This is a genomic window from Campylobacter sp. JMF_14 EL1, from assembly GCF_027737585.1.
In the GTDB taxonomy this organism is placed as follows: Bacteria; Campylobacterota; Campylobacteria; order Campylobacterales; family Campylobacteraceae; genus Campylobacter_B.
The window spans coordinates 145,865-170,949 of sequence record NZ_JAOVTW010000001.1; the positions used below are offsets into that span (position 1 = coordinate 145,865).

Consider the following 25,085-nt stretch of genomic DNA (forward strand, 5'->3'; position numbering starts at 1 on the left):
TTTAAAGTAACATTTTAACGAAAATTTAAGATTGTTTTTAGGTATTTAGTATTACAATCACACAAATTCTTTCAGAAAGGACTAGTGATGGAAACTAGAAAAGAACACGATTTTATAGGTGAGCTTGAAATTCCTAACGACAAATACTATGGCGTTCAGACTTTCAGAGCTTTGGACAACTTCAAAATGACAGGTCGCAAACTTGGCGATTATCCATTTTTTGTAAAAGCATTTGCACAAATCAAAAAAGCAGCAGCACTTTCAAACAAAGAATTGGGCGTTTTAAAACCAGAGATCGCTGACGCGCTTGTAGCAGCTTGCGACAAGGTTATCGCAGGCGAATTCGCAGATCAATTCGTAGTAGATATGATCCAAGGCGGCGCAGGAACTAGCACAAATATGAATGTCAATGAGGTTTTGACAAATGTCGCTCTTGAAATTCAAGGTCATGCCAAAGGCGAATATCAATTCATTCATCCAAACGATCACACAAACCTAGGCCAAAGCACAAACGATACATACCCTAGCTCAATCAAAGTCGCAGCTTATGCTAAACTTACAGATTTGCTAGCTGCTATGGAAGAGCTAAAAGGCGAATTAGAGAAAAAAGCTGAGGCTTTCAAAGATATCATCAAAATGGGTAGAACAGAGCTTGAAGACGCTGTCCCAACTACACTTGGCAACACCTTCCACGCTTTTGCAAGCTACATTAAAAGCGATATAGCAAAAATCAAAGCAGCAAGAGAGTCAATGAGCTTTTTAAATATGGGCGCAACTGCGATCGGCACAGGTATCAACTGCCACCCAGATTATAAATTTGTAGTAGAAAAACACCTAAGCCAAATCACTGGCGTTGAGTTCAAACCAGCTGAGGATTTCATCGCAGCTACACAAGATACAGGCGATTTCGTGCATGTATCTGGCGCACTAAAAACAGCTGCTGTAAGAATCAGCAAAATCATCAACGACTTACGCCTAATGAATTCAGGCCCAAGATGCGGTCTAGGCGAAATCAACCTACCACAAATGCAACCAGGTAGCTCAATCATGCCAGGTAAGGTAAATCCTGTAATTTGCGAAGTTGTAGGTGAGGCATGCTACGAAGTCATCGGCAATGATGTATCTATCATGCTATGCTCTGAAAGAGGCGATTTCGAGCTAAACGCTTTTGAACCAGGCATTGCTTATAATCTATTTAACTCAATCGTAATCTTGGAAAACGCAGTTAAAACACTAAGCGACAAAGCTATCAAAAAACTAACTGCAAATCCAGAAGCTTGCTTAAAATCAGTGCTAAACTCAGTCGGTATCGTAACTGCGTTTAACCCAATTTTAGGTTATGAAAAATCAGCAAGTATCGCAAAAGAGGCTCTCCAAACTGGTAAAGCAGTCGGCGATATCTGCTTAGAGCGCGGTTATTTAACAAAAGAAGAAATCGATAAAATTTTAGATCCTAAAAACATGCTAAATCCTGGCATGAAAAAAACAGGTAAATAAATTTTATCGTGGTAGGTCAAATTTTGACCTACCCCAAATTTAGAGTTTTGAATTTTCAAAGGAGTCTTGCATGGATATTATGCTATTTGTCCAACTGGCCGTATTGCTAGCTGGTATCTACCTAGGCGTTCGCTTAGGCGGCATGGGCGTCGGATACGCCGGCGGTTTAGGTATCGTCGTTATGGCGATTATCGGTATGAAGGTGGAATTCAAAGATATTCCAGTAGATGTTATTTTGATCATCGCATCAGTTATTTCAGCGATTGCTGCTATGCAAGTTGCAGGTGGTTTGGATTATTTGGTTCAGATTGCGTCTAGAATTTTGCGCAAACACCCAAAACAAATCAATATCCTAGCTCCGGCTGTTACTTATATGCTAACAATCCTAGCTGGTACTGGTCACACTGCGTTTTCTATGATTCCAGTTATCGTAGAAGTTGCTAAGGGTCAAAACATCAAACCAAGCGCACCACTAGCGCTTTCAGTTGTATCAAGCCAAGTCGCTATTACAGCTTCACCTATTTCAGCTGCGTTCGTAGCTATGACAGGTGTTGTTGAGCCACTAGGTGTAAGCTATCCAAAACTACTTTTCATTTGTATTTCAACAACATTTGTTGCTATGATTATTACAGCGGTTCTTGTAAATACATTTTTCAAACTAGACCTTTCATCAGATCCAATCTATCAAGAAAGACTAGCAAAAGGTTTAGTTTCAGAGGTTAAAGTTACAGAATACGCTGAGCCAAAACCATTTGCAAAACGCTCAGTTGCGATTTTTGCTATCGGTGTTTTGATTGTCGTTGCTTACGCTCTTGCTATCTCAAAAAGCGTTGGTTTGGTCGAAAAACCAATCCTTTCTCGCGACGCTGCTATTATTAGCTTTATGCTTACAATCGGCTTTTTTATCACAGTTTTGTGCAAAGTCGATACAGGCAAACTATTACAAGCAAACACTTTCCAAAGCGGTATGAGCGCTTGTATCTGCGTCGTAGGTATCGCATGGCTTGGAACTACATTTGTTAATGGCCACATCGATCTTTTCAAAGATGTAGCGAAAAATATCGTTAGCAACTATCCATTTGTTCTAGCTATCGTTTTATATTTCCTAAGTTGCTTGCTATATTCACAAGCTGCAACTACAAAAGTTATGATGCCAGCAGTTGCATTAGCACTTGGTATGACTAGCCCAGAGACAGCTGGACAAGTTTGGGTTTTGGTTGCTTCTTTTGCTGCTGTATCAGGTCTTTTCGTATTACCTACATATCCTACTACTTTGGGTGCTATCGCTATGGACGATACAGGCACAACAAGAGTTGGAAAATATGTATTCAATCACAGCTTCTTCATCCCAGGAACTATCATGGTCGCGCTATCAGTAGCGTTAGGCTTCTTAGTAGCTCCTGCCTTAATCTAATACTAATTTCTTGCAGAATTTATTCTGCAAGAAATTTTAAATTTTAAAATTCAGTTCTTTTGAAAAATTTCTTCGAAATTGTAAATTTGCGATAGTATGTATGAGAGCATATCTGGCGTAACATCGAGTTTATAATCGTATTTGGAAATCAAATTTAACTCCAATGCCAAATCGCTAATTTTAAGATTATCTAAAAGCAAATCAGGCGCGAACAAATCTCCGTTAAATCTCACCACGCCACGCTCATCGTCGCCCGTGTGAATAAGCGCAAAAAGGCTTTTTAATTCATCGTATGTTTGCACACTTTCTAGCGCTCCACTTGGCAAAAGCTCGTTGTGCGAAGCATAAATCGCGAAAATTATCCTATCGCAAAGCTTATTTAACGCCTCGCTTAGCAAAAGGTGATTTAAGCTCTCGTTTTGGATACACATATCCTCGAAAAGCGACATACGAAAAATTTTAAAATTTCGGTAAAGTTTGCTAGAAATATCTTGTTCGCGATACGCCGTGCGCTCCCTCATCGTCACTGGGATACCGGATTTTAGGGCGTTGTAATTTAGCAGTGCGTAAAATTTGCAAAATTCCAAAAAATCCAAATCTTCAAAATAAAAACTCTGCCACTGCGCTTCGTAATCTAGGTAAAATCTCAAAATTTTTTTATCTGTGATGATGAGATATCTAGCCTCCTCATGCTCGCCAAGCCTAGCAAACGCCCTTGGAATAACCAAATTTTTATCAGGGTTTGCCTCATTTAAAATTTCGATTATCCCTATGACCTTGCCATCATCTATGATATGCGCGCCATAATCCATAAATTTCATACCCTCATCAGGCAGATATCCCAAACACGCCCCAAAAAGCCCTAGCAAATACTCATCGTTTTTGCGTATCGCGCCAGCCTTTTTGTAAAATTCACAAAACCGCTCCCACGCGATATTTAGATGAAGTCTATCAATATGGGTTTGGGCTTCGATTAAAAGATTGTCGTTGTAAAGTTTCGATCTCATTTTTCTAGTCCAAAAAGTTCTCGTATGCTAACCCCGTCATCTTCGCTAAGCACGCTAAATGCGCTAATACGCGAGATTAGCAGCCTATCTTCTGCGATATCGGCCCTATCCTCGCCTATGCTTAGCGAGGTAATCGCCGTTTTGCCAATCACCGCGCGCTCTTTATTCATACGCCTTAGCCCCCAGACATTGTGAAGCACGGCTGGTGCGCCCTCTATCTCGCCTACATAGAGCATTACATGCCCTGGCATATAAATCACGCTCGCATAAGGTTTGGCGTGTGTTTTTATCAAATTTAGCTTCTCACTCGCACTTAAATTTGCTAGCGAAAATGTCCTTCCGCGCTTTGATTGCGCCTTTGAATTCCTTGGGAGCCAAAGCCCAAAATTCGCCAAAAAATCCTTTGTCAGTAGCGAGCAATCGCGTAACAGTTTGTATCCGCCCCAGCCGTATTTTTGCCCTATCAGGCTTGCGCTGATTAGTTTTGCGTTTTCGCTATTAAGCTCAGCTGGCCAAATTCTGGCAAATTTATCCTCCACAAAATACGCTCTCACGCCCTCTTTGCTAATCATCTTGCCACCATATAGCCCGCCACCAGCGAAATCATACGGCAAAATCGTCCCCGTGCGCGCTCTAAAAATTTCACGCCTATTCTCGTCAAAAATCGGCGCATTATCCTGCAAAATCGCTATAAATTTCGAATTTTTATACGCGCTAGCGCCGTTTATTCCTATTTCTTGGATATCGCTAGCCCTCACCCAGCCCCACACGCCGTCATTTTGCACGAACGCCCAGACGCCGTCTTTGCTAAAATGCGAGATAAAAAGCGGGTATCCCACGCCAAGAGCCGAATTTGCCGCATAATCAAAAGGCTCGCCCTCGCCTGGCTCGCTAGGATCGCCGAAAATCGGCATATCGCTTGGGATATTTCGCAAAAGCGTGTTTTTTATGGTGATTGCTGGGGTATTTACGCTACCAAGGGCTTTTTTGTTCGCATTTTCGTGCATGGCATCATACACGGCTTGTGGGTAGATGTTTCCCCCTAAATCAAAATGCCTACCCTTAGCGTAGTTTAGCCCCCAAAATGCGTCCTTTGGGCTAGCGGTGATTTTTTCAGCGTCCCAAACGCGAAAATACCTTTCCTTAAAATTCTCCCCGTTTGCCACGCTTTGGGCGCTCACAGGTGGCAAGATTTCCGCACTTTGCTCGAATTCTAACGCCAAAACCTCTGGATTTTCAGGGATAAATTTGGATTTTTGTGGCGCGTGCGAGGCACAACCAGCCAAAATCCACATAAATGTTATAAATATTAAAATTTGCCTTCTCAAAACTGCTACCTTTAAAAATTTTTGGCTATAATTTTGCCAAAAAACAGGATAAAATTTGATTAATTTCGTATCGCAAAAGCTCAAATCACAAAATGTATTTATCACAGGCGGTGGCGGTGTAGGCAAAAGCTATGTCGTCAAAGGCGTCATCGAAGAGTTTCGCACTCACGGCAAAATCGTCATCGTGCTAGGCTCAACCGGCATTAGTGCCGTAGAAATCGGCGGTGTAACCTTGCATAGTTTTTTTAAATTTGGCATTAGCAAAAATTTCGAAGAACTCAAAAAATTAGACCGCTCGCAAAAAGCCAAAATAACCGAACTTAACCAAATTCTCTCAATTACTGATTTAATCGTGCTTGATGAGATTTCAATGGTCGGCGCTGATGTCTTTGAGATGATCGAATACCGCCTCGTAAAGTCCAAATTTAGCGGTCATTTGCTAGTAACGGGCGATTTTTATCAACTCCCGCCAGTCGTCAAAAAAGACGAGCTAAGTGCTAGCAAACAAGGCTCGCTTTTGCGTATGAGCGAGTATGCCTTTGGCACGCACGCATGGGAAGGGATGAAGTTTTTCTACATAGAAATGCTAGGTTCTAAGCGCACGGACGATGAGAGTTTGTATGAAATTTTATCGCAAATCAGGCTTGGCAAAATCAGCGAAAATTTAGCCAAATTTTTGGCGAATTTAATCACTCCGCGCGAGAGTTTAAATGATGATGCGACCATAATCTCTGGGCGAAATGCCGAAGTCGATGCGATAAACGAAGCTAGGCTAGCCGCGCTAGATTCGAGGCTGTATCTGTGCGAGGGGCTGTGCGAAATCCACGAAAACTCTTACGATGATAATAAAATTTCAAAATGGCTAAATTCGCTAAATTTGAGCCAATCCTTGCGCCTAAAAGTCGGCGCAAAAGTGCTTTTTACGATGAATAAATCAGGCGAGTTTTACAACGGCGAAAGTGGCGTGGTAGAAAATATCGAGCTAAACGGCTTTGGCGAAATCGAATCTATCGTAGTGCGCAAAAAATCAGGCGCCTTCGTGCGAGTTGAGCGCGCAGGGTATGATTACAGCGAGATTAGAGCCGATGAGGACGAGGCGAGCGATTTTTTAATCGCGCGGTATTATCAATTCCCGCTAAAACTCGCCTACGCAATCACAATCCACAAATCCCAGGGCATGAGTATCGAAAACCTAGCCTGCGATATAGATAGGATTTTTGCCAACGGCCAACTCTATGTCGCGCTCTCACGCGCCACGAGCCTAAATGGCTTAAAAATCCTCTACACGCGCAAAGAAGGGCTTTACGCCTACCTTTCGCGCATAGTCAAAATCGACAAAGCCGTGGTGAAATTTTACGAAGAAAATGAATTTTTTAAAATTTATAATCAAATTTTGTGAAATTTTGCATTAGATTTATTGTTTTTAATCTTTATGGCGGGCAAGGATGCCCACCCTACGCGACTTGTGACTTGTTTATAAATTTAAATTCAAACTATCAAATTTGAGTTTAAATTTTTGAATTTAAAAACGGAATTTCGTATCGTGTATAAACGATACGACCTAAAATGAATTTGCAAAAGAATTTTATAAAAAGGATTAAAGTTGGAAAAGTTAAAAGAAAATTCGGAAAATAATAAAAATTTAAATGAAAATACAAATTTACATAATAGTAAAAAATCTAGTAAATTTAAAAAAATACTAGCTATTGTTTTAATTGCTTTGATTGTCGGTCATATTGGTATGTATATATCGCAAAGAAATACTTGGCTGTATAAAGACCAACCATATCCAAAAGCCAAAGAGTGGTTAATCCCTGCAAATTTTATGTTAGTTTATGGAAATTATCTTACAAAGCTTCCGTTTATTGATGAAAAAAGTTTTATAATGAACCCTATTTTAAAGGCACAAGATTATTTTGTAGAAAAATGGAAAGCAAATTTGCCAGATGATGACGCCGAGAGATATTTGGATTGGTATATGTTTAAATTGAGATTTTATATTATAAATACTTCTAACGATATTGTTTTGCATGGTAACGGCAAATATTCTTTTGGCGAAGTTAGAGAATTTAATGAAAAGGCTTGGCAAAGTATAGAAAATTTGGTTAAATATGAAGCCAAAGACAAAGAATTTCAAGAGATTAGGTATTCAGCTTTTAATAATTTATCATTAACTTTTACTACAAATTTTTCTGCATACTGGGCTAAAAATCCAAAAAATTATTTTGACAAAAAAACGATATTTTATAATTTGCCAAACCAAGAAAAAACAGATACAAAAAATTCAACAGATAATTCAAACGATTACAAAACAGATTTAACATTTTTAGATACGGTAGAAATGTTTAAAGACGCCGAGAAACACGAAAGACTTATTAAGTTATATGATTACATAAAATATATGGATAATTTTTACTTTAAAAATTATCAGAGATTTTACATAAAAACTAATGCCACTGAGTCTGCTGAATACTCCATAAATAGGAGACTGCACGAATTAACACGGCAAATTTTATATTGGCAAATATCGACAAATAGGCATTTAGAAATAGAAAATTTTTGTGATAAGACTAAAAACAGATATTTATATGATTACATTGTAAGTAGAGATTGGTTTTTTGAGAATAAATCACGCCTAGATAAGTTAGGCGTAAGTTTTCCAGTCGTAACCAGCATAGATAATAAGATTAAAAGTGTATGTCAAAATTTAAATTGATAAAATTTTTTAAAATTTATAATCAAATTTTGTGAAATTTTGCATTAGATTTATTGTTTTAATCTTTATGGTGGGCAAGGATACCCACCATAAAATAGCTTCTTTTACTATTTCGTTGATATCATATACAAATAAACTAAAATATTCACTATTACAATTCCAAATAGATAAAAAACAGGTTTATAAATATGAACTTGCGATATTCCGTAACTAGCGACATAGCCACAATAATAGCAATATGAAATTATAAAACTTAACCACATAAAAAGCATGGTAATTTTTAATAACTTTATGAGTATTTTTTTGTATGCAACTCGTTTAAAAAATGCAGAAATTAAAATTCCAAACAATGAAATTATCATCAAAAACCATGTGAAAAAAACAAATAAAATAACCTGAAACGGCATATATAAAAATAATTCGTATGGGATTATATAGCCTAAAATCATCTCTACAATATCTAACATAGTTTTTCCTTGAAATCCAAATTTTAAGCACCGTAGAGCGGAGATACTTACTTGTCGATATGCCAAACAAGAATTTCTGCCACGCCAAATCAAACAAAATCAAAAAACAAAATTCCAGGCGCAGTGTTTATGGGTTGCGAAGCGAAATTTTAGAATTTTGAATTTTAAAAATTTGATTAAATTTGCCAAATTTTGCCCAAATTTAAAGAAAATTCGAGCAAAATTTCAAAGCAAAATTATAAAAGCCCAGCTTGTTCTTTTAGGTGTTTGGCGTAGCGCTCGCGAATTAGCGGGGTAAATTTGCCGATTTTGCCGCCATTTATCGGCTTGCCGTCGGCTTTGATGACAGGGATTGCCATCAAAGAAGCTGCGCTGATGAAAACCTCGTCTGCGCCATAGACTTCCTCCATACTAAACGCCCTTTGCTCGACTTTTAGCCCAAGCTCGCCCGCAAAGCCCAAAATCACCTTGCGTCTAATGCCCGGCAAAATGTCGTGCGATAGCGGCCTAGTAATCAAAACGCCGTCTTTTATGATAAACGCGCTCGAACTCGAACACTCAGTCACCAAGCCGTCTTCTACCAAAAAGCACTCGAAAGCCCCAGCCTTGTGCGCTAGGTGCTTTGAGATACACTGCGCTAGAAGCGAGATTGATTTGATATCGCGTCTATGCCAGCGAATCTCAGGCAGGCTTACGATTTCGATACCTTTGGTGCCAAGTGGATTATCGAAAATCACTTTTGAAAAGGCATAGGCAAACACAGTCGGCTTCGTATCAGTGTAGTCGAAGTCCCTAAATGCCGCACCACGCGTGATTTGCGTATAAACCACACCCTCTTTTACGCCGTTTTTGGCGATGACTTCGTTTAAAAACGCCTCGTATTCTTCGTGAGTATATGGGATTTTAAGCTCGATTTGTGCGACAGAATTTTCAAATCTCTCCCAGAAATCGGCTTTATCGCAAATTTTGCCATTTACCACGGGTGCAGCCTCATAAATGCCGTCCCCTAGCATGAAACCGCGGTCAAATGGGCTTATCGCAGCGTCTTTGGCGCGCACGATTTCGCCATTGATATAGACAAAATCATCGTTATTCATATTAGCTATCTCAAACATTACGCTCTCCTTAAATTTAAAAGGTGATTTTATCTTATAAAAATTAAAATTCAGATATAATGGCGCCAAATTTGACAAGGAAAAAAGATGAATAAAAACTGCAAAGACAAAATTTTAAATATTATGTTTCATATCTCGGATAAACCTGTGCTTTTTCGCGATTTATTGGAGGCAAACGCTGAGTTTAACGACGGTATGCTAGTAGATCCCGCTAAGCTAAATTTCAGATTTAATTATGGTCGCTCGTATGCGATTTTTGGGACATTTGCCTTTGTTTTCGTGATGTTTGCCATAGGCATTACACACCTGCTTTTTACCAAAATCGACTTTCACTTTTCCATACTTTTTACCATTTTGCTAACCTCTGCTGTCTTTATCGGGTTTGACTGTTTTAAAGCATGGGGGCGCAAGGAAATCACTAAAAATTTAATCCAAAAAGCTTGGGCAAATCACTTTTTGTATTTTCCATACGAAAAATACTCCAAACCTGTCGAAAAAATCTACAACGAAGCCCTTAAAAACGATATCGCCAAACGAGATTTAGAACAATATGTCCTAAATAAAATAGTCGAAATCAACCCAGAAGAATAAAATTTTAAAATTTGAGATATTTTGATATATTGACAATTATCGAAATGTATGATAAAATCTCGCGATTTTAAAAAAGGTAAAAAATGAAAATTGATGTAATTGAAATTTGCAAAGCACTAAACAACGAAACTAGACTAAATATCCTTAACTGGCTCAAAAACCCTGACGCAAACTTCCCACCACAAGGTGGTTCGCTTGGCGAAGTAGTCGATCTAAAAGGTGGTGTGTGTGTCAGCAGTATCCAAGAAAAGGCAGGCTTATCGCCCTCTACCGTGTCAAACTACCTCGATATGCTCCAAAGAGCTGGGCTTTTGCTCTGCGAAAGACACGGCAAATGGACATATTATCGCAGAAACGAAGAGACAATAAAAGAGCTAGCTAGCTATATAATCAAAGAGTTGTAACCCAAATTTTATAAATTTTCAAATTTTACTTTTTTTTAAATTTACATTTCGAAAATCATAAAAATATCGAATTTTAAAAATAAGGAGAAAAAAATATTTGCCAAATATCAAAACTATCACAATGTATGCTAGGATAGATAATATCGCAACCAAAAGCGACGAGGAATTAATCGCGCTAAAAGAGGCTGGTGTGAGTGATTTATACATAGGCATAGAAAGCGGTCTTAACGCCGTAATGCGAAATTTAGGCAAAGGTTACGACGCAGATGATAGCAAAACTCAGTGCCTAAGACTAAATAAAATCGGCATTTCACATTGTGATTTGCTTATGCTAGGCACTGCTGGGCATGGCATGGCAAGCGAGTCTGCACGGGCAATGGCTAGGTTAGAAAACGAAATCAAACCAAGCAAAATTTTACTAAACACAATGACTGCGTTTAAAGATACAAGGTTAAATGAGCAAATTTTAAGAGGCGAATTTATCCCAGCTAGCGAAAAGGAAATTTTAGAAGAAGAGCGCGAGTTTATCGCAAATTTGGAGCTTGAAGGCACATATTTTTGGGCACTGCACCCGCTTGATAGCGTGAGAATTGACGGCATGTTTAACACTCACAAAGAAAAAATGCTAAGCAAACTAGACTTTGCACTCAAAACTATCGGCGAGAAAAATTTCGACAGAGTGTCGATTAACGGAAGTTTATAAAGGAGAGAAAATGAATTTTGCAAGTGGAATAAACCGCCCACCATACGAGAGCGCAGACGGGTATTTGCAGACTACGATTGGTTGCTCGCACAACCACTGTCTGTTTTGCACATATTTTAAGGATCAAAAATTTCAAACTTCGCCCCTAAGCGAAATCGAAGCCGATATTAAGGAAATTCCGAGCGTTTTTGGCGCACCAAAACGGATATTTTTGCAAGGCGCAGACGGCTTTGCGGCTAGTTACGATACGCTAATGAAAGTCGCCGAGCTACTTCACAAATATGTCCCAAGCGTGGAAAGTATCGGCGGATACGCTAGAATCGATAATTTCTACGACAAAAGCGCCGAGCAAATCCGAAATTTAGCCGCCGCAGGGTTTGCCGACCCATACATCGGCGTCGAATCCGGCGATGATATCGTGCTCAAAAAAATAAACAAAGGCTACACGAGCGCACAAGCAAGGGCTGTTTTAGAAAAGCTTGACACCGCAGGATTTAAATATGTCGTAAATTTCCTAAACGGCGCTGGCGGGCACGACTACGGACTAGCTAACGCCAGACTCACCGCCAAACTCTACTCTGGCTTGCACCCTAGCATGATAAATACCTCAATGCTCACCGTAGTACCTGGCACGCCACTTTACCGCGCTATGCAAAAGGGGCTTTACACGCAATCAAGCGAAATGGAGAAGTTAGAAGAAATTTACGAATTTATCCGTTGTTTGGACAATGATACGATTTTTATGAACGAGCACGGCTCAAATCTCTTTCATGTCAAATGCGAAATTCCGCGCGAAAAGGAAAATTTGCTAGCTTACATTAAAGAATTTATGCAAAACAGCGATGAAAAAAAGCTTAGAGAGTATCGCAAAATGATAGTTAGGGCGTTTTGAAATTTAGGCAAATTTGCGTTTTTGCAAATTTGCCGCGAATTTAAAATTCAAACTCTCTTATGCTTTGCCCCATTTTGTTGTATTTTTTCTTAAATTCCAACGGATACTCGAATTCTATGGGTGTCGCGCCGTTTTTACCGATACTCACAAACCTGCCAAATGGCACGCCGTTTTCATCGACTACCGAGCAAATTAGGGTTTTGTTATCATCTGCGATTATGCTTTTTATGATTTTTACGATCCCACCAGCTGGGGCGAAATACGCCGAAGTGCCAAGCAGGCTAACGACGCTTTTGCCACTATTTAGGGTATTTTGCGAGGCAGTGTTTAAATCAGTAGCTGAAATTTTAGCATTTATCTCGTCCTTTAAAATCACCATTTCATCGTTGTGAGTGCCTACCACTGGGGCATTTAGAGCAGAAATTTTATCCCCGCTAAATTTCGCAATCTCAAATTTCAGTCTCGCGCTATCTAGCTCGCCAGCCATGCCGATAACGCGACTAGGCGCAAACCCACTTGCTTTTTGCGCGCACAAAACCATTAAATCAAGCGGATTTGTTACGATGATGATTATCGCATTAGGGGCGAATTTGGCTGTATTCCTCGCGCACTCGCTTACGATTTTGGCGTTTGATTTAAGCAAATCCTCCCTGCTTTGCCCCGCTTTTCGCGTCAGCCCAGCCGTGATTACGACGATATCTGCCCCCTTTAAAAGCTCCGGCTCGCTTCCAGCGCACACTTTCATATCGCACTCGCAAAGGCTCGCTAAATGCGCCAAATCCAGCGCCTTACCGCACGCGATATTTTCTGCGATATCCACAAGCGCGATTTCGCTGACAAATTTGGCTAAATTTTCATTTACAATCACATTGTTTGCGACATTTGCGCCGATATTTCCAGCTCCGATTATTGCTATTTTCATTAAATTTCCTCTATGATTTTGTTTAAAATTTTGCTTGGGCGCATGATTTTTTGCATTTTGTCAAAATCAAGCATAAAATATCCGCCAAAATCCACGCCTTTGCCCTGCCCTGCGTTTAATTCATCTAAAATTTCCGCTTCGTTTTCGCTAAATTTTGCATAAATTTGCTCGAATTTTGGCTCGAATTTTGCCAATTCTTCCGCCCAAAATTTAGCCAAAAAATAGTGGCTGGCGCGAATATCATTTTGCCCTACTTCGCGGCTTGGAGATTTTGCTTCATTTAAATATCTAAAAATAGCCGCATTTAGCGCATTTGCTAGGGTTTTTGCCTTTTTGTTTTGCTCTTTTTGCGCTACAAATTCCAGCGCCTCGCACAGCGCCATAAACTCGCCCAAACTATCCCAGCTAAGGTGATTTTGCTCCCTCATCATAGCCACCAAATCCGGCGCAGTCCCACCAGCACCCGTCTCAAACATCGCTCCGCCCTCCAAAAGCGGCACGATTGAGAGCATTTTTGCACTACTTCCAAGCTCCAAAATCGGGTATAAATCGGTCAAATAATCGCGCAAAATATTGCCCGTAGCGCTTATGACATTTTGCCCGCTTCTAATAATCTCGTTTGTTTTAATTATAGCTTTATACGGATCTAAAATTTCAAAATTTGCGCCCTTAAATTCGGCGTTTTGAGCGATTTGGCTTAGCAAAATTTCTTTTATATTTCTATCGTGCGCCCTAGCCTCATCTAGCCAAAAAATCAGCCTCTCGCCACTGATTTTAGCGCGCGAAAACGCTAAATTTACCCAGTTTTTAATCGCTTTTTCTTTGGTTTGCGTCATGCGAAAAATATCGCCTTTTTGCAAATCATACGCAAAAACCACTTCGCCATTTTCGCTTACAACCTCGATACGCCCGTCATTTTCCATGATAAAGGTCTTATCGTGCGAGCCGTATTCTTCGGCTTTTTGCGCCATTAATCCCACATTTGCCACGGCTCCGATTTTACCAGGATCCAAAAACCCATGCGCCCTCAAATCCTCAATCATCGCCTCGTAAATTTTAGCGTAGCTTCTATCAGGGATCGCCGCCATTGCTTCGCGCATTTGCCCGCCTTTGGTGCGTAGCTTCCCGCCGTTTCGTATCATCGCAGGCATCGAAGCGTCGATTATCACTAAATTTGGCATATCGAAATTTGTCGTATTTTCGTCGATATGATAAATTTCGGGCAAATTCGCAAACGCTTCGTCAAATTTAGCCTTTATTTGGGCGAAATTTGGCGAATTTTTTATTTTTTCAAAGACCCCTTTTAGCCCGTCGTTTGCATTTATGCCAAGACTTTTAAACTCGTCTTTAAATTCAGCGAAAACTCCCTTAAATAGCACGCTCACAAATCGTCCGAAAATCACAGGGTCGCTTACCTTCATCATCGTAGCCTTCAAATGCGCGCTATACACAAGCCCGCTTTGCTTGGCTTTTTGCGCGCTAGTGGCGATAAAATTATCAAGCTCACTCACACTCATAAACGCGCTATCTACGACCTCGCCAGCTTCGATTTTTAGGGTTTTTAGGCAGGTTTTCTCGCCACTAGCGCAAGTGAAATTTATGCTCAAATTTGCACCATTAGCGAAAATTTTCGATTTTTCAGAAGCGTAAAAATCGCCCCCGCTCATGCTTGCCACGCAGGTTTGCTCGCTCCCGCTCCACTGGGCACTCCACACAGGATTTGCCCTAGCGTAGTCTTTGACGCTTTTTGCGGCGCGTCTGTCTGAGTTGCCCTCACGAAGGACTGGATTTACCGCACTTCCTAGCACCTTTGCATAGCGGGCTTTGATAGCTTTTTCCTCGTCGCTTTGCGCATTATCAGGGTAGTTTGGCAAAGCATAACCCCTCGCTTGAAGCTCGCTAATGCAGGCTTTAAGCTGTGGAAGCGAGGCTGAAATATTTGGTAGTTTTATGATGTTTGCGTCGCTATTTTTGGTCAAATTTGCCAAAAACGCCAAATCATCGCTAGTTTTTTGCTCCTCGCTTAGATACTCGCTAAAATTTGCCAAAACCCTGCTAGCAAGCGAAATATCAGCCGTTTTCACCTCGATATTTTCCGAGCGTAAAAACGCCACAATTATCGGTAGTAGCGAGTGTGTGGCTATGGCTGGGGATTCGTCCGTGTAAGTGTAGTAAATCGCCATAATCTCTCCTTTTTGTTATTTTGCATTTCGTGCGGCTCTGACATTGCGCTCGTGCTCGGCCTGTGTTTTGGCAAAATCATGCAAGCCTGTTTTTTTATTTCGCATGAAATATAAAAATTCAGTGCTTACTGGCGCAAAGACCGCTTTTATCGCGTTTGGCGAGACCACACACACAGGCTCGTGTGGCAGGCCGTCATTTAAATATGTGTTGTAGTGGCTAGTATCGGTGCGGATACGCGCTGGCGTAACCCTAGTGTGCGAATACAGCCCGTAATTTAGCGTGCCGTCCATTTGAAGTCGCATGCCGATTTTTAGGCGGTTTTCAATTACTGAGGCTACGATTGGCATTTCATCAGCGTTCGCGGCCTCTTTTTGGATAATCGAAGCCTTGATTAGCGCCTCTTTATAGGCTGTATCGTTGCAATCGGCGCAGTGTTTTTCTCTGAATTCGGCGTGAAATTTATTCGCACTCGCGCTTAAAATTTTAATGATATTTTTTTCGTTTTCGTTTTTATTGATTTTATAGGTTTCAGGCACCAAAAATCCCTCGTAAAACGGCGCAGTTGCGTTGTATTCGCTCTCTAAAATTTCAAAACTTAACGCGCGAGATTTGGCTAAATTTTGCAAAAATACTATCGTGGTCTCTCCCGGAATCAGCTTGATTTCGTTCATCACAGGCTTTGCGTGAGCTAGCTCGTATAAAAATCTATATTTTGGTAAATTTTCCGCGCTAAGCTCCAATTCACCGGTTTTTGCGCCACCATAAAGCGAGAGAAGCCTAGCGTGAGTCTTGCCAAATCTCGCCCCAGTCCCCAGCGATGATAAAATTTTTACCGCGCTTCCTTGGCCTACTGCGACGATTTTTGGGTTTTGCGCGCTCTGGTGAAAATCCCAGAAAATAACTGCTACGAAAATTAGTAAAATTTCAACTACAAAAGATAAAAAACGGATAAGCCTGCCCAAAGATTGCATAATTTTCCTTAATCAAATTTTGCGAAATTATACGAAAATAAGCCCAAATTTTGCCTAAATTTTATATTATACGCACAAATTTATTTAGCCAAAAGTTTGGAGAGCGTGTGATACGAAAGATAATCTACGGATTTTTTACCATTTTGCTTTTACTTTTTATGAGTGGAATTATCTTTATAAAAACAGGGGTAAAAATCGATAAATTTGAGAATAAATTCGTCAAAATCGAGGGATTTTTTTTAAAGCTTGAAAACAATCTAATCTTGCGCGTAAAAGATCTGCAAATCAACAAAAAAGAGCTCTCAGACGCAAATCCTACGCCAAAAACCCCAGCCGAACTTAGGGAAAAAAACGAAAAACTCATCGAATATAGCAAGAAATTTACCCTTGCGATGAAATTTTTCGAGGAGATTAATATCCAAAATTTACGCATTGGCGAGGATAAAATCGAGGTTTTATACCACGATGATATATTTTTCATCGACACTCGCTATTTTCGCATAAACGCAGGCCTTAGCCAGCTTAGCAACGGACTAAAAGTAAGCGTAAATGAAATCTCACTCAAAGATTTCAACGCCACGCTTAAAGGCGAGGCTAGCGCGAATTTCAAATCCAGCATTTATGATTTTAACGGCACATTTGCTTCGCATGAAATCTCAGGCGAAATTTCTGCGCTAAATGTGGGCTCAAATTTAAATTTAGAGGTTTCAAACGCCCACGCCACGAGTCTAAAACGCTTTATGGACGAGCTTGGCGCGCTCACAGGCCTTAATCCTCACGCCAAAGAGTGGATTTACGGGCTGGTCGTAGCGCAGAAATACTACATCGACACCCTAAAAATCGCCATTGATTTAGACGATCCCCACGCCGATGAGAAGCGCATTTTCGCAAGAGCTAGCGCGCAGGATTTAAATGTGAGCTTCGCTAGCACCGTTTCGCCAGTTTTGGCTGATTGCGCTGATATCACACTAGAAAATGGCACGCTAGATATCGCTATCGGCAATCCGACCTTTAATGGCATTAGCTTAGATGGCTCTGGGGTGAAAATCAAGCAAATTTTTAGCGGAGAGCCGATTGTCGCGCTGGATTTGCGCACCAAAGAAAATATCGGCAAGGATTTGATTGATATTTTGGCGTTTTATGGCATAAATGAGCCAGTGTATGTCAGCAAGGCCGAGCAAATCGACGCACGAGTGCTAATCGACATCGACCCAGTGCATGAAAGCGCAGCCGTAGATGCAAATGTGAGCCTAAAAAACGGCGAAATTATGATTTCAAAGGCGAAATTTAAAAGCTCGCACGCTAGCGTGCATATCACGGAGAAAAAACTTGATATCAAAAACTCAAATCTAGGCAATGAAATTTTCAACGCCACAGCAGACGGGACTATTGATTTTACCACGCGAAAAGCTAAATTTAGCGGAGAGATAAAAAGCTTTAATATCACGGCTGGGGATAATGAAATTTTAAAATTCTCAAATGTCAAAGACAATCTCACGCTCGATTTTAGCGGGACTGCGCCGATTTTGCACTCGCAGTTTTTAGGTGCAGATATGAGATTTGGCGATAAAATCGACATAAATGTAGCCGAGATAAAAGATCTAATAAATTTTTCCAAAACCCTCAAAACTATCGGAATCACGGGCGGTGATGCGCACATTAGCACGGCTGATTTTTCAAATTTCACAATCACTAGCAAAAATTTGAAATTTGACTTTGGTTTGATAGAAAAAAATGGCAGGTATTACAATAGCGATAGTCTAAATTTAAAGGTCGCAGGAAGCTCGCTAAATGGCGCTACGGGCAATGGCAAACTAAGTTTTAGCAGTGGCAAGGCTGGCACAAATATCACGCTAAAAGACCTCGATATCATGATAGATACTAGCGTCCAAACCAGCGAATTTAACTCAGGCTCGAATTCTGCGCGCTCGAAATTTAACTTTTCTGGCACAAATTCATCTGTGATTTTAACCGATATGAACAAAACTATCGACTTGGTGTCGTATTCAGGCTCGCTTTCTGGCAAGGATATGAGCCTAAATGCGAAATTCAAGCAAGGCGATTTTAAGCTAATTTTCAGAAAAAGCCTATTTCAAATTTTCGCGCAAAATATCAGTGGCAGGGAGCTGAATCAAATCATCGGCTCGCAAAGCTTCGATAGTGGAAATTTCACGCTCAAAGCCAGCGGAATCGATCCAAGAAACTATCGAGGGGAGATTTTGGTCGAAAATACATTTTTGAAAGATTATATCGTCTATCAAAAACTCCTTAGCTTCCTAAACTCCGTCCCTTCGCTTCTGGCTTTCAAAACGCCAGATTTTAATGACCGCGGATTTAGCGTGAAAAACGGCAAAATTTACTTCCGCCGCAGCGAGGATAAAATCTATCTAAACGCAATGCAGTTTGAGGGCACGAGCGCAGATATCGCAGGAAACGGCGAAGTAAATCTAAAATCAGGCGCGCTAAATATTGATTTAGAGCTAAAATATCTCAAAGACGCAAGCTCGATAATCTCGAAAATCCCGCTTTTAAATCAAATAATTTTAGGCGAGGATAAGACAATCTCGACTATCATCGAAATTCGAGGCACTATGAGCAAGCCGACCTACTCGACAGCCGTTACCACAGATGTTTTAAAAACCCCATATAATCTCATCAAAAACACGCTAATGTTGCCGTTTGTGATATTTAAGGACGAGAAATGAAACAACCCCTAGACGCCAAAGAAAATTTCGCCTCTTCGCTACTTTTTTGGATGGCTAAATTCGTCAGGTATAAGCTAAGCTCGCTTTCAAACAAAGAGCTTAAAAACGAGGAGCTGTTTAGCAAAACCATAATGGCACTAGCCAAAAATGTCCCAAATATCGAAGTTCTTTCAAGCCTAGCCAAAGACGCTAGAAACGCAGGACTAACTGGCATTAATACATATTTCAACCCGCTTTTTAAGCTCTATAACGCGCTTTTATCCTACGAGCTAGAAAGCATGAAAAATATCGACGAAGAGCTTTTAAGCGAGGTTTTGGCCTCTATCACGGGAGGGCTAAGCGATGCAAGCAAAAAAAACTACCGAATCGCCGTGATAAACTTTTTTGGCTTCATCGACCGCCAAAACGAAACTAATGGCGCCTCGCACAACTACGGAATAGAGCTTAAAAGCTGGGGTGGCGTGAGCGGAAATCGTGGCGTGAAACTGCCTGAGTTTCTAAGCGAAGATGAAATTTCAAAATTTATCGGCGCGATAAATAGCGCAGATTTTAAGAAATTTACCCATAGAAATAGATTGATTTTAAAGGTGATTATCTACACAGGGATCCGCGTCGGAGAGGCGATAAACCTGCGCCGCAAGGATATCAGCGAGGACGGAGATTTGTATGTCTTGCGGATACGAGGCAAGGGAAATAAATACCGCGTCGTAATGATAAAAAAGCGCCTTATCCAGGGCGATTTGGATGCTTTGGAAACAAATTTTGCAAACAAAGATGATTATGTCTTTACCAACAAAAAAGGCTCGGCGCTCACTCAGGCCTATATCAGTAGAATCGTAGAAAAACTGCTTTTAAGCGTAGGAATTCGCAAGAAAAAAAACGGCGCGCACATGCTACGCCACACCTTTGCGACCATGCTTTACAAGCGCGAAAAAGATTTGGTGCTAGTCCAAGAAGCCCTAGGGCATGCGAGCCTGAATACCTCGCGCATTTACACGCATTTCGATAATGAAAAACTCCGCCTAGCCGCAATGGTAGCGGAGGATTTCTCTGGTGAGTGAAATTTAGCATGAAATTTGTGGAATTTGAGCGTGAAATTTTGAAAATTTTTTGATTTGTCATTGCGAGCAAAGCGACAAAGCAATCTACGAGCTTAAAATGCCTTACGCTAAAATTGCTGTCATTGCGAGGCGAGTATCGCCGAAGCAATCCACGAACGCAAAATTCATTGCCCTAAAACCGCTGTCATTGCGAGGCGACGCAGTCGCCGTGGCAATCTACGAGCCAAAAATTTCGGCGCAGTATTTTTGCAAAATATTAAAATTTAGCCCAAATTCAAAAAATCGCTCAACGCTAAATTTAAATGGAATTTTAAATTTTAAAATTCAAGCCCAAATTTTACTTGAAATTTTGCGCAAAATTTATCATAAAATTTATCGTAAAATTACACGCAAATTTCAAACAAAAAGCCAAATTTGACCCAAATTTCAGTCCAAAAGCCTGTCAAATTTGATTTTATAAATTTTATTTAGGATTGTTTGGATATCGCCAAGCGCGCTTTTGTAGCTCTCGATTTTCAAAAAATCGTCATAAACGCTAAATTTCGCATACAAATCGTAAAAATTCTCGCCACTTCTATTTGTGATATTTTTCAGCGTCTCTTTGTGCTTTTCTAGCAGTGTCGAAATCTGCCCCGCAACCTCAAATTTAGAGCGTTTAATCATCTCGCTATCCAAATTTTCGTCTTTTGCTTTTTCGGCTGTTTTGGCGGTGTTTATGTTCCACTGCTGGTTTCGCACATCTACGCTCGCAACCCTTCTAGTGTGGTCAGCGTCAAGGTCGATTTTAGTCGGCGCATGGTATTCATCGACGCTGAAATCTTGACCATTTAGCATGATATCGACGAGGCAAAACATAGTCTCTTTGTCGTTTGCGATGTGCAAAACCTCGATGAGATTGTCGCTAGCGTCGTAAGCCGAGGCATAGACGAAGTGAAACTCCACATCTTTTCGCCCGATTCTGGTTTTGGTATGGCACACGCCCTGATACAGCCTTGGAGCCTTGTCGCCGTAAAACCTAATGCGTCCCGCACTGAATTTCAAAAATATATCGCCCACATCGCCAAAAAGCACATGGCCAGCTCTAAAAGTATCGACTTTGAGATTCGATAGCGAAATATTGTAGCGTTTGATACGATCGAAATTTTCGTTTGCCACGCACATATCGCAGATTTCTTTGTTTCTGCCCGCCCAAAATGTCAAAATATCCTCGTTTATAAACAGCTCGCTTGCAACCACGCTATCAATCATTTTTCGCCCTTTGTAAAAAAAATAAAGTTTATATTGTATCCCCCCCCCCTCTTAAAATGGGCTAAAATTTGGGGAATTTGCGAGGAAATTTGAAAATTTTTATTGTTTTTTACTACGAGTAAATATAACAAGTAAAGTCGTCAAAACTGAAAAATTTTTATCACCGAATTTATAAAATTTTATAATGCAAAATTTATCTTTGCGATGTTTAATTTTTTTTATAATAAAAAATTTCAACTTGCATGTCCCATACAAAGCACAGCACACGAAAATTTTTCGCATAAGATTACTAAATTTTAGGTATAGGCTTTTAAAATTTGAATATCGCTGTGTTTTGTGCGTTATAAATTGATGATTATCACTTAAAAATTTTAAATTTTTAGTTATAAAAAAAGCGCATCTAGCGAGGCTAGACGCGCTTTAAGACAAAATAAAAACTGAAATTATTTATCTCTTAAACCAAGTTCTGCAACTAGTTTTGAGTATGTAGCGTAATCTTTATTTTTTAGATATTTCATCATTCTTTTTCTTTGACCTACGATTTTAAGTAGTCCAAGGCGAGACGAGAAATCTTTTGGATTTGCTTTGATGTGATCTGTAAGATATGCAATTTTTGCAGAAAGTAGCGCGATTTGCACCTCTGCTGAACCTGTATCTTTCTCTTTTCTAGCGAATTTCGCAACTATTTGTGCTTTTTGAGCCGTGTCTAAAGCCATAATGACCTCCTGATCGGTGAAATAAAATAAGCGGTAATTATACTAAATTTACCTAAATTTTTGCTTTTTTTGGGTAAAATAGTCGGATTTATCAAAAAAGGAGAGAAAATGCTCTTTACAAAAGCGTCAGAATACGCCCTACTTGCGATGATTTGCATAGCTCAAAATCAAAATAGCGAATCTGTGGATGTCGATACGATATCTGAAAAACTTCAAATTTCACGCAGTTTTTTAGCCAAAATTTTGCAAAGCCTAGCCAGAAGCAAGCTTTTAAACTCATTTAAAGGCGCCAAAGGCGGATTTAGCCTAGCCAAAAAACCTAGCGAAATCACCCTACTTGAAATCATCACAAGTGCCGAAAAACGCAAAGCTTCGATTTTTGATTGCACACAAGAAGGCACCAAAGGCTGCCCAAACGGACGGGCTTTATGTCGCGTAAATCTCATGTTTAACGAGCTTCAAGACAAAGTCGATGAGTATATGCAAAATGTCACCTTGCAAGACATTATCAAAAAAGAGCGTTAATGAAAATTTACCACCTAAGCCACACCGATTTAGACGGATACTCTGCCCAGCTCGTAGTCGCGCACTACCTTAATGGCGTGGAGTTTTTTAACGCAAATTATGGCAAAGAAATCGTCGAAAAATTTGACCAAATTTTGGGCAAAATCGATGAAAATTTGCAAACTAACCCAGACGCAAAATCACTTGTTTTGATAACTGATCTAAATTTGCTCCCCGCTCAGTGCGAGAAATTTCAAACACAATTAGCGCAAAAAAACGCCAAAATTTTCTTGCTCGATCATCACCAAAGTGGCGCAGAGTGCGCGCAAAAGCACCCTTGGTATCTGCTGGATAATTCTCGTTGCGCTACCAAAATCACCTATGATTTTTTCAGCGCGATTTTTGGCGAGGACGAAGAGCTAGCGAAATTTGTCAAGGTCGTAAATGCAGTCGATATCTGGCTAAAAGATGAGAGCGAGTTCGAGCTTGGCAAGGTTTGCCTTGGTATGGTCGCGGGCGCAAAAGAGATCAACAAAATCATGTTCGAAGAGCAAAGCAGAGAGTATATAAATTTTTTGCTAAATAAAATTTTTGAATTTCAAAATTTAAACGAGCCTCACATCGCCCTAGATGACGCGCTTCACGCTATCAAAAAAAGCTTTTTTAACGCCGAGCGAAATGACACGCTAAGCAACCTAATCTCGGATTATGTCGTCACGCTCCTTGGCGCGCAAAAAGACAAATTTATCATCAAATACGAGAACCACAAAGGCATTTTGACCTACAATATCGGCAATGTCAGCGTCATCGGAAATGACTTTTTGACGCGCAACCCTGATATGGACTTTTTCATCGATGTAACCTCGAAAAAAACGCTAAGTTTCCGTGCAAACGGCAAAGTCGATGTGAGCGCAATGGCGAAAAATCTACTTGGCGGTGGCGGACACGCAAACGCTAGTGGCGGGATTTTTATCGGCTTTAAGGACGCGAATTCATACGAAGCGATAAAGTCCCAAATCGAACAACTCATAAATTTAAAAACCCAAAAGGCAGAAAATGAAATCTGAAAACGAAAATTTAAGCAACGATGATTTAATCTACGAGCTAAATATCACACTCGAAGCCATGCTAATCTACGCTGGCGTCAGACGCGACAAACTCCAAGCCGCCGCGCAAGCCTATATCGAAAATATCGACGAAGTCCTGCAAAACTCAGACGCGCAGGGTGCAGACGAACCAATCGCTGTGGTTGAGTTTTTGCGCGCAAACAAACCTGAATTATTTAATTAAAATTTTAAAAATTTATTGAAGGGAGATTTTTATGAAAAAATTTTTAGTTTTAGCATTTGTAATGCTTTTTTCGACACACGCTTTCGCGGCAGATAAAAAATACCGCTTGCGCCTAGCTAGCACCTGGGAGAGCACTATGCCAGTTCTGGGCGACGCGGCTAATGAGTTTAAAAAATACGCCGAAGAGCTAAGTGGCGGACGATTGGAAATCCGTATCGACACTCCGTCAAAGCACAAAGCCAGCTTTGGCGTTTTTGATTTTGTAAAAAGCGGTCAGTATGATTTAGGCTATACTTCGCTATATTACTACAAAGGCAAGGACGCAAAGACCATGCTATGGACTGCCGTGCCATTTGGTATGACTACTGATGAGCAACACGCTTGGTATTATTATGGTGGCGGAAAAGAGCTAAATGACAAAATGTTTAGCGCATATGGCATGAAGACATTTCTAATGGGCTCAACTGGCATGCAAATGGGTGGTTGGTTCAAAAAAGAGATCAACTCGTTAGCTGATTTGCAAGGCATTAAATTTAGAATTCCTGGCTTTGGTGGCGAGGTAATGAGCAAGCTAGGCGCTACGATAAACACTGTCCCAACTGGCGAGCTATTTATGGCGCTAGAAATGGGCACAATCGACGCTGTGGAGTGGGTAAGTCCAGTGTATGATATGCCTCTTGGCTTCCACAAAGTGGCGAACTACTACTACACAGGCTGGCAAGAACCAGCTGGGGATTGCCAAATTTTGGTGAATTTAAAGGCTTTCGAGAAGCTTCCTGCTGATTTGCAAGCTATCATCGAAGCAGCAGCTCGTATGGCTGGCGAAAACTTCCAAAACAAGGGCTTTTATGAGAATTCTAAAATTTGGGCAGAGCTTAAAGCGCAGTTTCCAAATGTGCAAGTCCGCAATTTCCCAGCCGATGTAGTCGAAAAACTAAGAAGCGCGACAAATGAAATTTTAGATGAAGAAAGTGCGAAAGATCCGCTTTTCAAAGAAATTTTGGATAGCCAAAGAGCGTTTTTAAAAATCGGGCGCGAGTGGAACAAAATCAGCACAAACGCCTATATCAACAATACTTCAAGCGATTTAAATACTTCGAATTAATTTGTAGGGCAGGTTTGCCCTACTTTTAAATTTTAATTTTGTGGCAGTTTGCAACGATTCAAAAAATAGCACGCAGGACAAAATCCACTCACCCCCACGACAAACGGCACTAGCCCCACTGCGCCCCACCAGCTGTGATAAAACGCCCCAACTACCATGATTATCGCGCCGATTACTATACGAATCATACGACTTTTTATGCTTTGCATACTCTCTCCTTTTTCTAAATTTTACAAATTCGGCGC

At 40.5% G+C, this 25,085-nt stretch carries 24 protein-coding genes; 15 read left to right on the plus strand and 9 right to left on the minus strand.

Going from position 1 to position 25,085, the window contains the following annotated elements:
* Window positions 1–87 precede the first annotated feature (87 nt).
* Both OFN73_RS00715 and OFN73_RS00720 read left to right on the plus strand, forming a co-directional pair.
* Window positions 88–1,497: an aspartate ammonia-lyase gene (locus OFN73_RS00715; protein ID WP_270858973.1), complete on the plus strand. Its 1,410-nt coding sequence runs from the start codon at window positions 88–90 to the stop codon at window positions 1,495–1,497.
* A gap of 70 nt (window positions 1,498–1,567) precedes the next feature.
* The gene (locus tag OFN73_RS00720; RefSeq protein ID WP_270861796.1) at window positions 1,568–2,911 is read left to right on the plus strand and encodes an anaerobic C4-dicarboxylate transporter; all 1,344 of its coding nucleotides are present in this window, start codon (window positions 1,568–1,570) and stop codon (window positions 2,909–2,911) included.
* A 50-nt stretch (window positions 2,912–2,961) separates the two neighbouring features.
* Here the strand turns inward: OFN73_RS00720 and OFN73_RS00725 are convergent, their stop codons facing one another.
* Both OFN73_RS00725 and OFN73_RS00730 read right to left on the minus strand, forming a co-directional pair.
* Window positions 2,962–3,918, minus strand: coding sequence for a hypothetical protein (locus OFN73_RS00725; RefSeq protein ID WP_270861797.1), 957 nt, complete (start codon window positions 3,916–3,918; stop codon window positions 2,962–2,964).
* Window positions 3,915–5,246, minus strand: a complete 1,332-nt coding sequence (locus OFN73_RS00730) for an SH3 domain-containing C40 family peptidase (protein ID WP_270861798.1) — start codon at window positions 5,244–5,246, stop codon at window positions 3,915–3,917. Before OFN73_RS00730 ends, OFN73_RS00725 begins: the two co-directional genes overlap by 4 nt.
* A gap of 55 nt (window positions 5,247–5,301) precedes the next feature.
* Between OFN73_RS00730 and OFN73_RS00735 the strand changes: the two genes are divergently transcribed.
* Entirely contained in the window at window positions 5,302–6,645 is a 1,344-nt protein-coding gene (locus OFN73_RS00735) for an ATP-dependent DNA helicase (protein WP_270861799.1), read from the plus strand.
* Between the two features lie 204 nt (window positions 6,646–6,849).
* On the plus strand, window positions 6,850–7,962 hold the full coding sequence (locus OFN73_RS00740) for a hypothetical protein (protein ID WP_270861800.1): 1,113 nt from the start codon (window positions 6,850–6,852) through the stop codon (window positions 7,960–7,962).
* 703 nt (window positions 7,963–8,665) lie between these two features.
* Here OFN73_RS00740 and OFN73_RS00745 read toward each other — a convergent pair.
* Complete coding sequence (locus OFN73_RS00745) at window positions 8,666–9,544, minus strand: aminotransferase class IV (protein ID WP_270861801.1); 879 nt, start codon at window positions 9,542–9,544, stop codon at window positions 8,666–8,668.
* A gap of 87 nt (window positions 9,545–9,631) precedes the next feature.
* Between OFN73_RS00745 and OFN73_RS00750 the strand changes: the two genes are divergently transcribed.
* The 4 genes from OFN73_RS00750 to OFN73_RS00765 all read left to right on the plus strand — a co-directional run bounded on the left by OFN73_RS00750 (window position 9,632) and on the right by OFN73_RS00765 (window position 12,134).
* Window positions 9,632–10,135, plus strand: coding sequence for a hypothetical protein (locus OFN73_RS00750; protein ID WP_270858980.1), 504 nt, complete (start codon window positions 9,632–9,634; stop codon window positions 10,133–10,135).
* An 83-nt stretch (window positions 10,136–10,218) separates the two neighbouring features.
* Entirely contained in the window at window positions 10,219–10,539 is a 321-nt protein-coding gene (locus OFN73_RS00755) for an ArsR/SmtB family transcription factor (RefSeq protein WP_270861802.1), read from the plus strand.
* Window positions 10,540–10,636: 97 nt separating this feature from the next.
* Window positions 10,637–11,242, plus strand: a complete 606-nt coding sequence (locus tag OFN73_RS00760) for a hypothetical protein (RefSeq protein WP_270861803.1) — start codon at window positions 10,637–10,639, stop codon at window positions 11,240–11,242.
* Between the two features lie 10 nt (window positions 11,243–11,252).
* Complete coding sequence (locus tag OFN73_RS00765) at window positions 11,253–12,134, plus strand: radical SAM protein (RefSeq protein WP_270861804.1); 882 nt, start codon at window positions 11,253–11,255, stop codon at window positions 12,132–12,134.
* A gap of 40 nt (window positions 12,135–12,174) precedes the next feature.
* On the opposite strand, the gene OFN73_RS00770 is transcribed toward OFN73_RS00765, so the two are convergent.
* From OFN73_RS00770 to mltG, 3 genes are read right to left on the minus strand one after another with little or no spacing between them, the layout of a single operon-like run.
* Window positions 12,175–13,056: a lactate/malate family dehydrogenase gene (locus OFN73_RS00770; protein ID WP_270861805.1), complete on the minus strand. Its 882-nt coding sequence runs from the start codon at window positions 13,054–13,056 to the stop codon at window positions 12,175–12,177.
* The gene (locus tag OFN73_RS00775; protein WP_270861806.1) at window positions 13,056–15,239 is read right to left on the minus strand and encodes an NADP-dependent isocitrate dehydrogenase; all 2,184 of its coding nucleotides are present in this window, start codon (window positions 15,237–15,239) and stop codon (window positions 13,056–13,058) included. Before OFN73_RS00775 ends, OFN73_RS00770 begins: the two co-directional genes overlap by 1 nt.
* A gap of 15 nt (window positions 15,240–15,254) precedes the next feature.
* Window positions 15,255–16,211: an endolytic transglycosylase MltG gene (mltG, locus tag OFN73_RS00780; RefSeq protein WP_270861807.1), complete on the minus strand. Its 957-nt coding sequence runs from the start codon at window positions 16,209–16,211 to the stop codon at window positions 15,255–15,257.
* 107 nt (window positions 16,212–16,318) lie between these two features.
* On the opposite strand from mltG, the gene OFN73_RS00785 reads away from it, so the two are divergent.
* Genes OFN73_RS00785 through OFN73_RS00795 form a run of 3 tightly spaced genes read left to right on the plus strand, consistent with a single transcriptional unit; the run spans window position 16,319 to window position 20,395 of the window.
* Window positions 16,319–18,916: a YhdP family protein gene (locus OFN73_RS00785; protein ID WP_270861808.1), complete on the plus strand. Its 2,598-nt coding sequence runs from the start codon at window positions 16,319–16,321 to the stop codon at window positions 18,914–18,916.
* A complete protein-coding gene (locus OFN73_RS00790; RefSeq protein WP_270861809.1) occupies window positions 18,913–19,977 on the plus strand; it encodes a tyrosine-type recombinase/integrase in 1,065 nt (354 codons plus the stop codon). Before OFN73_RS00785 ends, OFN73_RS00790 begins: the two co-directional genes overlap by 4 nt.
* 49 nt (window positions 19,978–20,026) lie before the next feature.
* Window positions 20,027–20,395 carry a hypothetical protein gene (locus tag OFN73_RS00795; protein WP_270861810.1) on the plus strand — a complete coding sequence of 123 codons (369 nt, stop codon included), beginning with the start codon at window positions 20,027–20,029 and terminating at the stop codon, window positions 20,393–20,395.
* Window positions 20,396–20,403: 8 nt separating this feature from the next.
* Here OFN73_RS00795 and OFN73_RS00800 read toward each other — a convergent pair whose 3' ends face one another.
* Window positions 20,404–21,225 (minus strand): hypothetical protein, encoded by an 822-nt coding sequence (locus OFN73_RS00800; protein ID WP_270861811.1) that lies wholly within the window; start codon window positions 21,223–21,225, stop codon window positions 20,404–20,406.
* A gap of 443 nt (window positions 21,226–21,668) precedes the next feature.
* Window positions 21,669–21,941, minus strand: a complete 273-nt coding sequence (rpsO, locus tag OFN73_RS00805) for a 30S ribosomal protein S15 (RefSeq protein WP_270858995.1) — start codon at window positions 21,939–21,941, stop codon at window positions 21,669–21,671.
* A 108-nt stretch (window positions 21,942–22,049) separates the two neighbouring features.
* Between rpsO and OFN73_RS00810 the strand changes: the two genes are divergently transcribed.
* The 4 genes from OFN73_RS00810 to OFN73_RS00825 are packed head-to-tail and all read left to right on the plus strand — an operon-like array spanning window position 22,050 to window position 24,840.
* Window positions 22,050–22,466: an Rrf2 family transcriptional regulator gene (locus OFN73_RS00810; RefSeq protein WP_270858996.1), complete on the plus strand. Its 417-nt coding sequence runs from the start codon at window positions 22,050–22,052 to the stop codon at window positions 22,464–22,466.
* A complete protein-coding gene (locus OFN73_RS00815; protein ID WP_270861812.1) occupies window positions 22,466–23,512 on the plus strand; it encodes a DHH family phosphoesterase in 1,047 nt (348 codons plus the stop codon). Before OFN73_RS00810 ends, OFN73_RS00815 begins: the two co-directional genes overlap by 1 nt.
* The gene (locus OFN73_RS00820) at window positions 23,502–23,735 is read left to right on the plus strand and encodes a hypothetical protein (protein ID WP_270861813.1); all 234 of its coding nucleotides are present in this window, start codon (window positions 23,502–23,504) and stop codon (window positions 23,733–23,735) included. Before OFN73_RS00815 ends, OFN73_RS00820 begins: the two co-directional genes overlap by 11 nt.
* A 31-nt stretch (window positions 23,736–23,766) precedes the next feature.
* A complete protein-coding gene (locus OFN73_RS00825; RefSeq protein ID WP_270861814.1) occupies window positions 23,767–24,840 on the plus strand; it encodes a TRAP transporter substrate-binding protein in 1,074 nt (357 codons plus the stop codon).
* Between the two features lie 32 nt (window positions 24,841–24,872).
* Here OFN73_RS00825 and OFN73_RS00830 read toward each other — a convergent pair whose 3' ends face one another.
* Window positions 24,873–25,049: a YgaP family membrane protein gene (locus OFN73_RS00830; RefSeq protein WP_270859000.1), complete on the minus strand. Its 177-nt coding sequence runs from the start codon at window positions 25,047–25,049 to the stop codon at window positions 24,873–24,875.
* Between the last annotated feature and the right edge of the window lie 36 nt (window positions 25,050–25,085).

Bases quoted from the DNA above. Each gene is read 5' to 3' on its own strand.
- OFN73_RS00715 (WP_270858973.1), top strand. From the start codon at position 88: ATGGAAACTAGAAAAGAACACGATTTTATAGGTGAGCTTGAAATTCCT.
- OFN73_RS00720 (WP_270861796.1), top strand. From the start codon at position 1,568: ATGGATATTATGCTATTTGTCCAACTGGCCGTATTGCTAGCTGGTATC.
- OFN73_RS00725 (WP_270861797.1), bottom strand. From the start codon at position 3,918: ATGAGATCGAAACTTTACAACGACAATCTTTTAATCGAAGCCCAAACC.
- OFN73_RS00745 (WP_270861801.1), bottom strand. From the start codon at position 9,544: ATGTTTGAGATAGCTAATATGAATAACGATGATTTTGTCTATATCAAT.
- OFN73_RS00750 (WP_270858980.1), top strand. From the start codon at position 9,632: ATGAATAAAAACTGCAAAGACAAAATTTTAAATATTATGTTTCATATC.
- OFN73_RS00755 (WP_270861802.1), top strand. From the start codon at position 10,219: ATGAAAATTGATGTAATTGAAATTTGCAAAGCACTAAACAACGAAACT.
- OFN73_RS00765 (WP_270861804.1), top strand. From the start codon at position 11,253: ATGAATTTTGCAAGTGGAATAAACCGCCCACCATACGAGAGCGCAGAC.
- OFN73_RS00770 (WP_270861805.1), bottom strand. From the start codon at position 13,056: ATGAAAATAGCAATAATCGGAGCTGGAAATATCGGCGCAAATGTCGCA.
- OFN73_RS00775 (WP_270861806.1), bottom strand. From the start codon at position 15,239: ATGGCGATTTACTACACTTACACGGACGAATCCCCAGCCATAGCCACA.
- mltG (WP_270861807.1), bottom strand. From the start codon at position 16,211: ATGCAATCTTTGGGCAGGCTTATCCGTTTTTTATCTTTTGTAGTTGAA.
- OFN73_RS00790 (WP_270861809.1), top strand. From the start codon at position 18,913: ATGAAACAACCCCTAGACGCCAAAGAAAATTTCGCCTCTTCGCTACTT.
- OFN73_RS00800 (WP_270861811.1), bottom strand. From the start codon at position 21,225: ATGATTGATAGCGTGGTTGCAAGCGAGCTGTTTATAAACGAGGATATT.
- rpsO (WP_270858995.1), bottom strand. From the start codon at position 21,941: ATGGCTTTAGACACGGCTCAAAAAGCACAAATAGTTGCGAAATTCGCT.
- OFN73_RS00810 (WP_270858996.1), top strand. From the start codon at position 22,050: ATGCTCTTTACAAAAGCGTCAGAATACGCCCTACTTGCGATGATTTGC.
- OFN73_RS00815 (WP_270861812.1), top strand. From the start codon at position 22,466: ATGAAAATTTACCACCTAAGCCACACCGATTTAGACGGATACTCTGCC.
- OFN73_RS00820 (WP_270861813.1), top strand. From the start codon at position 23,502: ATGAAATCTGAAAACGAAAATTTAAGCAACGATGATTTAATCTACGAG.
- OFN73_RS00825 (WP_270861814.1), top strand. From the start codon at position 23,767: ATGAAAAAATTTTTAGTTTTAGCATTTGTAATGCTTTTTTCGACACAC.
- OFN73_RS00830 (WP_270859000.1), bottom strand. From the start codon at position 25,049: ATGCAAAGCATAAAAAGTCGTATGATTCGTATAGTAATCGGCGCGATA.